This window comes from Streptomyces durocortorensis (assembly GCF_016901035.1).
GTDB lineage: Bacteria > Actinomycetota > Actinomycetes > Streptomycetales > Streptomycetaceae > Streptomyces > Streptomyces durocortorensis.
In genome coordinates this window covers 1-12,194 of the sequence record NZ_JAFEUF010000212.1, presented here as the reverse complement: position 1 = coordinate 12,194, position 12,194 = coordinate 1, and the positions used below count along the sequence as shown (strand labels likewise).

At 72.7% G+C, this 12,194-nt stretch carries 13 protein-coding genes; 4 read left to right on the top strand and 9 right to left on the bottom strand.

What is annotated here, in order from left to right; genetic code table 11:
* Positions 1-184: 184 nt before the first annotated feature.
* Positions 185-1,258 (top strand): PucR family transcriptional regulator, encoded by a 1,074-nt coding sequence (locus tag JS521_RS28240; protein ID WP_205085791.1) that lies wholly within the window; start codon positions 185-187, stop codon positions 1,256-1,258.
* Between the two features lie 30 nt (positions 1,259-1,288).
* Here the strand turns inward: JS521_RS28240 and JS521_RS28235 are convergent, their stop codons facing one another.
* From JS521_RS28235 to JS521_RS28220, 4 genes are all read right to left on the bottom strand, one after another.
* A complete protein-coding gene (locus tag JS521_RS28235; RefSeq protein ID WP_205085790.1) occupies positions 1,289-1,744 on the bottom strand; it encodes a tellurite resistance TerB family protein in 456 nt (151 codons plus the stop codon).
* 160 nt (positions 1,745-1,904) lie between these two features.
* On the bottom strand, positions 1,905-3,191 hold the full coding sequence (locus tag JS521_RS28230; protein WP_205085789.1) for a cation:proton antiporter: 1,287 nt from the start codon (positions 3,189-3,191) through the stop codon (positions 1,905-1,907).
* 2 nt (positions 3,192-3,193) lie between these two features.
* Complete coding sequence (locus JS521_RS28225; RefSeq protein ID WP_030806856.1) at positions 3,194-3,664, bottom strand: cation:proton antiporter regulatory subunit; 471 nt, start codon at positions 3,662-3,664, stop codon at positions 3,194-3,196.
* Positions 3,665-3,721: 57 nt separating this feature from the next.
* Positions 3,722-4,300: a flavoprotein gene (locus JS521_RS28220; RefSeq protein WP_205085788.1), complete on the bottom strand. Its 579-nt coding sequence runs from the start codon at positions 4,298-4,300 to the stop codon at positions 3,722-3,724.
* A gap of 185 nt (positions 4,301-4,485) precedes the next feature.
* On the opposite strand from JS521_RS28220, the gene JS521_RS28215 reads away from it, so the two are divergent.
* Both JS521_RS28215 and JS521_RS28210 read left to right on the top strand, forming a co-directional pair.
* Positions 4,486-5,133, top strand: coding sequence for a dihydrofolate reductase family protein (locus tag JS521_RS28215; RefSeq protein ID WP_205085787.1), 648 nt, complete (start codon positions 4,486-4,488; stop codon positions 5,131-5,133).
* 210 nt (positions 5,134-5,343) lie between these two features.
* Entirely contained in the window at positions 5,344-5,832 is a 489-nt protein-coding gene (locus JS521_RS28210) for a hypothetical protein (RefSeq protein WP_205085792.1), read from the top strand.
* A gap of 572 nt (positions 5,833-6,404) precedes the next feature.
* On the opposite strand, the gene JS521_RS37270 is transcribed toward JS521_RS28210, so the two are convergent.
* Both JS521_RS37270 and JS521_RS28205 read right to left on the bottom strand, forming a co-directional pair.
* The gene (locus JS521_RS37270; RefSeq protein ID WP_275564229.1) at positions 6,405-6,536 is read right to left on the bottom strand and encodes a hypothetical protein; all 132 of its coding nucleotides are present in this window, start codon (positions 6,534-6,536) and stop codon (positions 6,405-6,407) included.
* A 142-nt stretch (positions 6,537-6,678) separates the two neighbouring features.
* Positions 6,679-7,788 carry a cobalt-precorrin-5B (C(1))-methyltransferase gene (locus JS521_RS28205; protein WP_205085786.1) on the bottom strand — a complete coding sequence of 370 codons (1,110 nt, stop codon included), beginning with the start codon at positions 7,786-7,788 and terminating at the stop codon, positions 6,679-6,681.
* Positions 7,789-7,805: 17 nt separating this feature from the next.
* On the opposite strand from JS521_RS28205, the gene JS521_RS28200 reads away from it, so the two are divergent.
* A complete protein-coding gene (locus JS521_RS28200; RefSeq protein WP_205085785.1) occupies positions 7,806-8,585 on the top strand; it encodes a cobalt-precorrin-6A reductase in 780 nt (259 codons plus the stop codon).
* On the opposite strand, the gene JS521_RS28195 is transcribed toward JS521_RS28200, so the two are convergent.
* The 3 genes from JS521_RS28195 to JS521_RS28185 form a co-directional block, all read right to left on the bottom strand.
* The gene (locus tag JS521_RS28195; protein ID WP_205085784.1) at positions 8,570-10,084 is read right to left on the bottom strand and encodes a precorrin-2 C(20)-methyltransferase; all 1,515 of its coding nucleotides are present in this window, start codon (positions 10,082-10,084) and stop codon (positions 8,570-8,572) included. The genes JS521_RS28200 and JS521_RS28195 overlap by 16 nt on opposite strands.
* Before the next feature lie 2 nt (positions 10,085-10,086).
* On the bottom strand, positions 10,087-10,713 hold the full coding sequence (locus tag JS521_RS28190; RefSeq protein ID WP_205085783.1) for a precorrin-8X methylmutase: 627 nt from the start codon (positions 10,711-10,713) through the stop codon (positions 10,087-10,089).
* A gap of 61 nt (positions 10,714-10,774) precedes the next feature.
* Positions 10,775-12,076: a ferredoxin-like domain-containing protein gene (locus JS521_RS28185; protein WP_205085782.1), complete on the bottom strand. Its 1,302-nt coding sequence runs from the start codon at positions 12,074-12,076 to the stop codon at positions 10,775-10,777.
* Positions 12,077-12,194: the final 118 nt, after the last annotated feature.

Here is a 12,194-nt window from a genome sequence, read left to right as displayed (position 1 = left end):
GGTTTCCCCCGTGCTCCCCCGTGTGCTTCCCCCGTGTTGTTGCTGACCTGATCCTGTCATCCGGGCCCTGCTCAACGCATTGCCGGATCCCGGCAATCTTTACGCTTTGCTGATGCCGGGCACCGGCACCGCCCCATGTGCGTTGGGGAAATGACAGGACTGTTGCAAGGCTGAAGGAGAGTGCGTGGCCGAGCCGAGGATTCCCGAGGAAATGCTGGGCGATTATGCCCGCATTCTGGGCGAAGTCGCCCTCACCGGCCGCCGCCTGACGCGTAACGAACTGGAGGAGCGGCGCGCCCTGGGCCGTGCGGCGGCGGACGCGGGCCATCAGCTGCGTGCCCTGGTGACGATGCATCTGGTGCAGACCCGCGAGGCCTGGCCACGAGCCGCTGCCGGAAACTCCCCTGCCGTGACCGACGCGGTCCTGGCCGCGGTGGAGCAGGCGGTCGACGCGTTCGCCGAGGGCTTCGAGCGGGCCCAGCGCCTCACCGTACGGCGGGAGGAGGCGGCGCGCCGGGAGTTCATCGACGACCTGCTCTACGGGCGCAGCGATCTGGTCCGGCTCGCGGAGCGGGCGACCCGCTTCGGCCTGCGGCTTTCCCGGGCGCACGCGGTCGCGGTGGCGTCGGGCCCGGAGGCGTACACGGAGACGGACGCGGTGCCGCGCAGTGTGGAGGCGGCGCTGCTGACGCGGTTCAGCGGCCGCAAGATCCTGCTGACGACGAAGGACGGCCGGATCGTCTGCATCGCCCCGGGCAGCCAGCCCGACGTCCTGCGCTACTTCGCCAAGCAGGCGCACGCGGCGACGGACGGCGGGCAGGTCGCGGTCGGCCGCCCGCACAAGGGCCCCGGCGGGGTGGTCCACAGTTACGACGAGGCGCTCGAAGCCCTCGACCTGGCGGACCGGATGGGGATGGAGGACCCCGTGCTGTACGCCTCGGACCTCATGGTCTACCCGGTGCTGACCCGGGACCGGCAGGCGATGGCCGACCTGGTGCGCAGCGAGCTGGGCCCGCTCCAGAAGGCGAGGGGCGGCGCGGAACCCTTGCTGAACACACTGGCGGTCTACTTCGACGCGGGCTGCGTCGCCGCCGAGACCGCCCGCCGGCTGGCGTTGAGCGTACGGGCGCTGACGTACCGACTGGAGCGCATCCACCAGTTGACCGGGTCCGACCCCTCGGACCCGATGCACCGCTACAGCCTGCAGACGGCGGTCATCGGCGCCCGGCTGCTGGACTGGCCGGACAAGGAGCTGTGAGGCGCCCGGGCCGGCCCGGTGTTACGCGCTCTACAGGTCGAACTCGTGCGGCGGCAGGTCGAGCGCGAAGCACGCCTCGCGCACCACGGCCTGCTCGGTCGCGTCGAAGTCACCGTCGGCACCGCCGATCACGATGCCGATCTGGACCACGGCACGGGCCTCGGCGGGCTTCTTCTTCGCCTTGGCGACCTCCTGGAGCACGCTGACCTTGCCGAAGGCGAAGTCGGCGGTGAGCTGGTCGACGTACGTGTTGAAGCGGCGCTGCAGGTCGTCGGCCGGGAAGTTCCGCAGGACGTCGTTGGTAGAGATGAGCGTCGCGACGCGCTGGCGCTCGCTCGGGTCGACCGAACCGTCGGCGGCGGCGACCAGAGCGCACATGGCCATGCTCGCGTCCCGGAACGACCCCGACGTCAGCTCGTTCTTCTTCGCCTCCAACTGCGCCTGCATCGACGAGGCGGATTCCTTGATGCGATCCCACAGAGCCATGACATCTCCCGAGGTTGGCAACTCTACAAACGTGTAGAGATTAGCAGCCGGGAGGTCGCCGGGCCCTGGAATCGGGAACTTTGCGCGGGGGAGGACGACGAAGCCCCCGGACACGAGGTGCGTGTCCGGGGGCTTCGGCTGCGGTGCCTGCGTCCGGCGCCTACTCGTGCTTCTCGCCCGCCGGTTCCGGGGTGAGGTCGTCGTGCGAGCCCAGCCGGCTCTCGGGAGCGGACTTCGCGACGGGCTCGGCTTCCGCGCCGCTCACGCCCACGGGCTTGTCGCCGCCGCCCCCGCCGCGACGGGCCTCGATCTTCGCCGCGATCGGCTGCGTCCACCGGGCGGTGAGCGGGCCGACGATGACGAGGATCAGGACGTACGCGGTGGCGATGGGGCCGATGCGCGGCTCGGTGGCCACGGCCAGACCGGCGATGACGATGGAGAACTCACCGCGCGCCACGAGGGTGCCGCCCGCACGCCAGCGACCGCGCGAGCCGACTCCGGCGCGGCGTGCGGCGTAGTAGCCGGTGCCGATCTTGGTGAAGGTGGTGATGATGGCCAGCAGGGCCGCGGGCAGCAGCACCGGCGGGATGTCGGCCGGGTTCGTGGAGAGTCCGAAGAAGACGAAGAACACGGCGGCGAACAGGTCCCGCAGCGGGGTGAGCAGCTTGCGGGCGCCCTCGGCGACCTCGCCGGAGAGCGCGATGCCGACGAGGAACGCGCCGACGGCGGCGGACACCTGGAGCTGCTGGGCGACACCGGCGACCAGGACGGTGAGGCCGAGGACGACCAGGAGCAGCATCTCCGGGTTGTCGGAGGAGACCGCGCGGCTGATCAGACGGCCGTGGCGGAGCGCCAGGTAGAGGACGAGGCCGACGGCCCCGAGCGCGATGACCAGCGCGAGGCTGCCGCCGGCCAGGCTGACCCCGGCGAGCATGGCGGTGAGCAGCGGCAGGTACACCGCCATCGCCAGGTCCTCCATGACGAGGACGCCGAGGATGACGGGTGTCTCGCGGTTACCGAGCCGCCCGAGATCGGTCATGACCTTTGCGATCACGCCGGACGACGAGATCCAGGTGACCCCGGCGAGCGCGACGGCGCCCACGGGCCCCCAGCCGAGGATCAGCGCGGCGACGGCGCCGGGTGTGGCGTTGAGGACGAAGTCCACCGCGCCGGAGGGGTATTGCGTCTTGAGGCTGGTGACGAGCTCGGAGGCGCTGTATTCGAGGCCGAGCAGGAGGAGCAGCAGGATGACGCCGATCTCGGCGCCCACCATGGTGAATTCCTCGCTGGCGTCGAGCGGGATGAGCCCGCCGTGGCCGAAGGCGAGCCCCGCGAGCAGATACAGCGGGATCGGTGACAGCCCTATCCGCCCGGCGAACCGTCCCACGAGGCCGAGCCCGAGGATGACGGCCCCCAGCTCCACCAGCAATGCAGTCGTGTCATGCACGGTCAGCCCTCCGCAAGGATCTCGGAGAGCGCGTCCACGCCCTCACGCGTACCGACGGCGACGAGTGTGTCCCCGATGGCCAGTCGAAAGTCCGGTTCCGGCGACGGGTGTGCGCTGTGGGTGCGCAGCACCGCCACGATGGACGCCCCGGTCCGGGTCCGCGCCCGCGTCTCCCCCAGCAGCCGCCCGCCGTACGGGGAGCGGGATCCGAGCGGGATGTGCTCGGTGACGAGGTCGATGCCCTCGGTCCGTACGGCGTCGATGGGCGCCGGGTCGATGAGGTGCGCCAGCGCGGTGGCCTCGGTCGTCGTCAGGGGGACGGAGAGTTGGCACGAATCAGGGTCGTCCTGTTCGTAGAACCCGATGAACCGGCGTCCGTCGTGGTGGACGACGACCGAGATGTGCTGACCCGTCTCGGTCGTGAAGTCGTACTGAGCACCCACTCCGGGCAGTGACGTACGGCGGGTTCCCATGGCTTCCTCCCGAGACGTGCGGCGGTGCGCGCACTTGGTGATCTCTTTATCCGGCCATTACCTTATCGGGCGGCCGAAATCCGACGAGGGGCCGCCGGACGGGGGCGCGAGCAGCTCCAGGGCCTCGTCCCAGGGGAAGGCGGCGGTGTCACCGGACTTGGGCGTGTGCGGGGTGCGGGCACTGACCCGGACGCCCATCTCACGCAGCCTGGCCAGGCTTTCGCCGTACGCGGGATGCTGAGCGAGCAGGGAGTTCACGGCCGGGAGTACGGCGGTGGGGACGCCGGCCCCGTACGCCTCGCAGAGGATGCCGAGGGCCAGGGTGTCCGAGATCCCGGCCGCCCACTTGTTGATGGTGTTGAACGTGGCGGGCGCGACGACGATCGCGTCCGGGTCCGGGAACGGCCGGGGATCACCGGGGGAGCGCCAGCCCGAGCGGATCGGATACCCGGTCCGCGCCTGGACGGCCGCCGCGTCGAGGAACCCGAGCCCCTGCGGGGTGGCGACGACGCCGACATCCCAGCCGGCCTCCCGCGCCGCGACGAGGAGCCGGTCGACGTCACGGGCGACGCCGGCCGCGCAGACGACGACGTACAGGAACGGCTTCCGGGCCTGCTGCCCGGCCTGATCGCTCATGAGCTCCCCTGTTGATCGCTTGGTTGCTTGATCGCTTGATCGCCGAAGCGGTGCGGCTCAGCAGCGTACGGCGGGCCGACGGCGATAGTGGGAGAGGGCCTTGGGAGCGCGACCGGCACCGATGAGTTTCCGTCGCGCGTCCGGTCCACCCACTGACACGGAGAGCGCGGGAACCGGAGGACGGCATGGCACAGCTGCTGAAAGTCCAGAACTTCACGGTGTCGAGCGACGGGATCGCCGCCGGCGAGGACCAGACGCTGGAGAGACCGTTCGGCAGTCACGTCGACCCGGGCCGGCTCTTCTCCTGGGCGGGCGCGACGGCGAGCTGGCCGAACCGCACGGACCCCGGCGGCAGTCGCGGCCTGGACGACTACTTCACGCGGGACTTCGCGCACGGCATCGGGGCCGAGATCATGGGCCGCAACAAGTTCGGCCCGCAGCGCGGCCCGTGGGAGAACCACGAGTGGCAGGGCTGGTGGGGCGATGAACCCCCCTTCCACACGCCCGTGTTCGTGATGACCCACCACAAGCGCCCCTCGTTCACGCTCTCCGACACCACGTTCCACTTCGTCGACGACGACCCGGCGACGGTCCTCGGACGCGCCCGGGAGGCGGCGGGCGGGAAGGACGTCCGGCTCGGCGGCGGCGTCACCACGATCCGGGAGTTCCTCGACGCGGGTCTGGTCGACACCCTGCACGTGGCGGTCTCCCCGGTGAAGCTGGGCACCGGCCTGCGCCTGTGGGACTCGCCCGACGACCTGCGCGACCGCTACCACCTGGACGTCGTGCCGAGCCCGAGTGGCATGACGCACCACCTGTTCTGGCGAAAGTGACGTCGGGGGTCGGCCAAATCCACGAAGTGCGGGGCGGGGCCGCCGCGGGTCGTGGAGAGTCGGCTGCGTAGTCGTCCGAGTGCGCAGAGGTACGGAGCGCCACCGGGCACCACGAGCTGCCCGCGGGCAGCCAGTCACCCGAGAGGGACTTCTGTCGTGTCGCCCTTCGAACCCCGATACGCTCCCGCCGGCGATGTGGGCGCGGCGCTCATGCTCATCGACTCCCGGCTGAGGAGCGTCCACGCGCCCGGCGGGACCGACCCCGACCCCGAACAGCGGCAACTGGTCCAGCAACTCATCACGTCCCAGGGCGTGGAGGACGTGCTGGACGGCGCGTGCACGCTCATCTTCCTGTACATGAAGTGGCTGCGGGAGGCCCACGAGGCGCACGACAAGGACGTCGTCGAGTACGTGGTGCCGAGCCTGGTCACGACGCTCCGGCGGATGACCCTGAGCATCCCTCCCGAGACCATCCCCACGATGACCGGCATGGTCATCGCCGCCGCCATCGGCCTGAGCCCCACCCTGTGGCGCCGGCAGTACGGCGACTGGAAGAGAACGGAGCTGACTCCGCTGGAGGCGACGGCGTTCCTGCTTGCGGATCACATCAACCGCATGACGGACGACCCGAACTTCGCGACCCGCATGATCACGGAGGCGCTGACGCAGCTGGAGGCGACGGACGAGGAGGACGCGTAGCGACGCGGCAGAGGACCGAACACCCGGAACCGGAATACGCGGTAGCCACCCGAACCGCGGTTATGTAGCTTGCCCCCATGACTGGCAACCGAAGGGGCAATGCCGCGTAGGCGCCCATCCGCCCTGCGGGGCGACCTTCCCGTACGCCTTCCGGGACGGCGACGGTATCCATGGATCGATCAGCTTTCAGGATCGTGCACCGCCGACCTGCGTCGCCTGGAGCGCACCCGCTTCTGGCCCGAAGCCACGGAAGAAGCCTTCTGGCACTGGAAGGCTCTTGCCCACGGCCCGCTCCGGCAGCTTGTGGACCCGCTCATGGGTCCTGACTGTGGCCTGCCCGAGTGCGGGTGCCACGGGGCCGGGTTCCGCGAGCACCTCGAAACCGTGCTGCATCTCCTGCCCAGGAAGAGCGCGCGTGAATTGCGTGCCCTCGTCCGGGCCCTCGACGAGAGGATTCTGACGAGGGCCAAGGTCGTCCCTCCTGAAAGCCCGAATGCGCCCTGGTGGCTGGGCCGGTGCTAGCGCGGGGCCGGCCCGGGCCTCGCCTCTCGGCGATGGGTGAGCGGGTCGGCTCACTCGGCGCGGAAGACGACCGCCGTGCCCAGGGCCGCCTTCGCCGGTACGAGGAGGTCGCCGCCCGGTGTCTCCCGTACCGGGATGTCGTTCCGGTGGAGCAGGTCCCGGGCCACGGGCAGGTCGCGCACCGTTACGGTGTACGCCACCAGCGCCGGGAGCGCGAGCGGCCGGGGTGCCGGTGTTCTCGGTGGGCGGTCGCTGTCTTTCCGGTGCATCCGTCCAACGAAGCAGCACGTCACGTGTCGAGGCGGGGCTCTTCCATGGGCTGGGCTACCCCCGCCCCACCACCACCCCCGCCCGGTCGACGCAGATCACGTCCACCGCGACCGGCGCGCCCCGCAGCACGGACAGGGCCTCCTCCCGGGCGCGCGCCGCCACCAGGTCGCCCAGCCGCACCCCCGCCGCCTCGCACAGGCGCAGCGCCTCCAGGCCCGTGTTGGCGGTGGCGATGCGGGAAGCCAGCTCCTCGTCCGCGCCGCCCGTCCGGGCCAGGTCGGCCAGGAAAGGCTTGTTCACCTGGGAGCGGGCCGAGTGGAGGTCCAGGTGGCCCGCCGCGAGCTTGGACAGCTTGGCGAAGCCGCCGCAGATCGTGAGGCGGTCGACCGGGTGGCGGCGTACGTACTTCAGCACCGCGCCCGCGAAGTCCCCCATGTCCAGGAGGGCGATGTCCGGCAGGCCGTACTCCGCGACGACCGTCTTCTCCGACGTCGAACCCGTGCAGCCCGCCACATGCGTCAGGCCCGCCGCCCGCGCCACGTCCACGCCCCGGCGGATCGAGTCGATCCAGGCCGAGCAGGAGTACGGGACGACCACCCCGGTCGTGCCGAGGATCGACAGACCGCCCAGGATGCCGAGGCGGCCGTTCCACGTCGAGCGGGCGATCTCCTCGCCGTGGTCGACCGACACCGTGATCTCCACGTCCCCCGCCACCCCGTGCTCCGCCGCCACCCGCTCCACGTGCTCCCGCATCAGCCGGCGCGGCACCGGGTTCACTGCGGGCTCCCCGACCTCCAGCGGCAGGCCGGGGAGCGTCACCGTCCCCACGCCCGGGCCCGCCCGGAACACCACACCGGAGCCGGGCGGCAGCTTCCGTACGGTCGACCGCACCAGCGCCCCGTGCGTCACGTCCGGGTCGTCGCCCGCGTCCTTCACCACCCCGGCGCTGGCGCCTTCCGTCGTCAGCTCCTCCACCGCCAGCGCGAACGCCGGGGTCTGGCCCTTCGGCAGCGTGATGCTCACCGGGTCCGGGAAGTCGCCGGTCAGCAGCGCCGTGTACGCGGCCGTCGTCGCCGCCGTCGCACAGGCACCGGTCGTCCAGCCGGGGCGCAGACCGGTGTGCTTGAGTTGGGCACTGCGACCGCCCTGCGCCTCAGCGTTCACGAGAAGAGTCCGTTCCGATGTCTGTGCCTGCTGCCGTGCATGTTCTGCATGTTCTTGTTCTGGGCGGTACGACCGAGGCGCGTCGGCTGGCCGAGAGCCTGGCCGGTGACCGGAGCGTCCGGGTCACCACCTCGCTCGCCGGACGCGTCGCCGCCCCCCGGCTGCCGCCGGGTGAGGTGCGCGTCGGCGGGTTCGGGGGGCCCGAGGGGCTCGCCGCCTGGATGCGTGAGCACGACGTCGACGCCCTCATCGACGCCACCCACCCCTTCGCCGCCGCCATGAGCCGGAACGCCGCCGAAGCCGCCGCCCTGGCCCATGTTCCCCTCCTCGCCCTCCGCCGGCCAGGCTGGGTCGCCCAGGACGGCGACCGCTGGCACTCCACCGGATCGCTGGCCGAGGCCGCCGAACTGCTGCCCGCACTCGGTGAGCGGGTCTTCCTCACCACCGGGCGGATGGGGCTCGCCGCCTTCGCGGGGGCGGCCCTGGACGCGCTGTGGTTCCTCGTGCGGTCCGTGGACGCGCCGGAGCCGCCCTGCCCGGCCCGGATGGAGGTGCTGCTGGACCGGGGACCGTTCGACCTCGACGGCGAGCGGGAACTCCTCCGGCGTCACCGCATCGACGTCCTCGTCACCAAGGACAGCGGCGGGGACGCCACCGCCCCCAAGCTCACCGCCGCCCGCGAGGCCGGGATTCCCGTCGTCGTGGTCCGGCGGCCACCGGTACCGGAAGGGGTGCCGGTGGCCCGCACGCCCGACGAGGCCGCGCGCTGGGTACGCAGGCTCTACGCCTCCGGGTAGCGGCGCGGCGTCCAGACGATGCCCCGGCCGCCGTCCTCGCCCCGCTGCACCCACCGCGTCTGCGACGAGCCCACGATCAGCAGCGTGCGCATGTCCACCTCCGCCGGGTCGAGATCGGCCAGCCGCACCGTACGCACGGACTCCGTCGGGCCGCCCACATCCCGCGCCAGAACGACCGGGGTGTCCGGCGAGCGGTGTTCCAGGAGCAGGTCGCGGGCCTTGCCGACCTGCCACGTACGGGACTTCGAGCCCGGGTTGTACAGCGCCAGCACCAGGTCCGCCGAGGCCGCCGCGCGCAGCCGCTCCGCGATGACCTCCCACGGCTTGAGGCGGTCCGAGAGGGAGATGGTGGCGTAGTCGTGGCCGAGCGGCGCACCCGCGCGGGCGGCGGCCGCGTTCGCCGCGGTGACGCCGGGCAGGACACGGACGGGGATGTCCGCGTAGTCGTCCTGCGAGGCCACCTCCAGGACCGCCGTCGCCATCGCGAAGACCCCGGGGTCGCCGCCCGAGACCACCGCGACCCGGTGGCCCCGCCGGGCCAGGTCCAGCGCGAACTCCGCCCGCTCCGACTCCACCTTGTTGTCCGAGCCGTGCCGCGCCTGGCCCGGGCGGACCGGCACCCGGTCCAGGTAGGTGGTGTAGCCGACCACGTCGTCCGCCGCCGCCAGCGCGCCCCGCGTCTCCGGCGTGAGCCACAGCGGGCCCGCCGGTCCGGTGCCGACGACCACGACCTCACCGGCGGCCTTTCCGGACGGGCGCGGCGCGTCGACCCTGCTCGGCAGCACCGCCACCGAGAAGTACGGGACCGACTCCGGTTCGATGTCGGCCAGTTCACCCGTACGCTCCCCCGCCATCGTGGCGCGCTCGACGTACCGCGCCTCCGCCAGCCGGCCCGACGCCTCGAACGCCCCGCGCACCGCCGGGAACGTCCGCCCCAGCTTCATCACCACCGCCGTGTCCGTGGCGGCGAGACGGGCCGTCAGCTCCTCCTCCGGCAGCGTGCCGGGCAGGATCGTCAGGATCTCCTCGCCCTCGACGAGGGGGGTGCCGAGCCGGGCGGCAGCGGCGCTGACCGACGTGACGCCCGGGATGACCTCGGTGGTGTAGCGGTCGGCCAGGCGCTTGTGCATGTGCATGTACGAGCCGTAGAACATCGGGTCGCCCTCGGCGAGCACCGCGACCGTGCGGCCCGCGTCCAGATGCGCCGCGAGCCGGGCCGCGGCCTTCTCGTAGAACTCCTCCAACGCGCCCCGGTAACCGCCCGGGTGGTCCGTGGTCTCCGTCGTGACGGGGTAGACCAGGGCCTCCTCGATGTGGTCGGGCCGCAGATGCGCGGCGGCGATGGAGCGCGCGATCGAGCGGCCGTGCCGGGCGCTGTGGTACGCGACGACGTCCGCCTCGCCGATGGCCTGGACGGCCCGCAGGGTCATCAGGTTCGGGTCGCCGGGGCCGAGCCCGACACCGTAGAGACGGCCCGTGCTGCCGCTGGACTCGCTCATCACTACTCTTCCTCGCTCGCGATGGCGTTCAGCGCCGCCGCCGCTATCGCGCTGCCGCCGCGCCGGCCACGGACGATCAGGTGCTCCAGGCCCGACGGGTGCTCCGCCAGGGCCTCCTTGGACTCCATCGCGCCGACGAAGCCGACCGGGACGCCGATGACGGCGGCCGGGCGCGGGGCGCCCTCCTCGATCATCTCCAGCAGCCGGAACAGGGCGGTCGGAGCGTTGCCCACCGCGACCACCGCCCCCTCCATCCGGTCCCGCCACAGTTCCAGGGCCGCCGCACTGCGCGTCGTCCCCATCTTCGCGGCCAGTTCGGGCACGGACGGGTCGGAGAGCGTGCACACCACGTCGTTGTCGGCCGGCAGCCGCTTGCGGGTGACGCCGCTGGCCACCATCGCCACGTCGCAGAGGATCGGGGCGCCGGAGCGCAGAGCGGCGCGGGCGTCGGCCACGGCGTTCGGCGAGAAGGCGAGGTCGCGCACGAGATCGACCATGCCGCAGGCGTGGATCATCCGGACGGCGACCTGGCTCACATCGGCGGGCAGCCCGGCCAGATCCGCCTCCGCGCGGATGGTGGCGAAGGACTGGCGGTAGATCGCCGGTCCGTCCTTCTCGTACTGGTGCACAGTGCTGTCGCTTTCTTCTGCCGGTAGTGGGGGAGGGGAGGGGGTGGAGGGGCGAGCGTGCTCAGGCGCGGGCCGTGGCCACCGCCGCCGCCAGCGCCGCCGGGTCGTCCCGGACCGTCTTCGGGGGATCCCGCCGCTCTCCCCGTACGTGCGAGATCCGGTGCCCGTCCGGTGTGACGACCACGTCGATCCACTCCCCGTGGGGGTGGCCGCAGCGGCGTTCGCACCCGGACCAGTACACAGGGAGCCGCCCGACCGGTCCGACAGCGGCCCCCGCTTCGGCCCGCACGTCGGACAGGGACTTCGCGCAGCCGGGGTGGCCGATGCAGGCGCCGACACCGGCCCACGGGGAGTCGGGGGCGGTGATCAGCCCGGCCGCCGCCAGGGTGCGGAGCGCCTCCGCCGCCTCGTCCTCCCCCTCGAAGGGCCCGGGGACGACGATCCCGCGCCACGGGGTGAGCCGCAGCTCGTCCCCGTACCGCCGGGCCGTCTCGGTGAGCAGGCGCCACTGGGCGGGGGTGAGGCGTCCCAGGGGTACGCCGACGCTGATCGCGTTCGGGGAACCGTGCGGGCCCGGGGCGGGAGGCGTGGCCGTACGCGGACGGGGCCGGTGGACGGCCGGACCGGCCGCCGCCCCGTCCGTCCGGGCCAGCTCGGCCCGTACGTCGTTGCGCACTCCGGCCCGTACGTCGTCGGGTAGATCCTTCACGCGCCACGCGCCCGCATCGCGGGCGGCCCGCAGGAACGTCTCGGCGGCCAGGAGCGCGGCGCGCGGGCCTTCCCCGCCCGGTATCCGGAACACCTCGTCCTCGGCCCCGATGCGCAGGAAGCAGCTCTCGCCCGCCGCGATCAGGGTCACGTCCGCGCCCAGCGCGTCCACGTCGCCGCGCCCGGAGTCCAGGGCGAAGAGGAAGCGGCCGGAGAGCGAGGCGGCGGCGGCCGATCCGCAGACCAGGCCGTCCAGTGCGGACAACCAGCCGCTGACCGGGGGCGATCCGTCGAGTCCGGCGAGCGGCGAGGCCACGATGTTGCGGGCCCGCTCGTGCGCGGCGGACGGCAGCAGCCCGGCGGCGGTGAGCAGCTCGGCCGGCCCGCCGCCGCACTCCGCGTCGAGGCCGCGCAGCTGGACGTTGCCGCGCGAGGTGAGATGCAGCTCACCGTCCCCGAACCGGCCGGCCACCGCGAGCAGCGCGTCCGCCCGGTCCGCGCTCAGCACCCCGCCGGGCACCCGGACCCGGGCCAGCGCACCGTCGTCGGCCCGGTGCAGCCGCAGCGTCCCCGGGCAGGCGTCGCCGCCGTCGCGGAGGGCTGGGCCGCCCGCGGAAAGGGGCGAGGGGGCGGAATCGGGCATGGCGGCGAGCATACCGACCGTGCCGCTCCCGGCGAGGGGCCCGCCGCTGTGACCTGCGGGACAGCGGCGGCGTACCGGTGGTGGTCGCCGGAAACAGTGATCACCACCGCACCCCCGCCCCCCCCGCCCC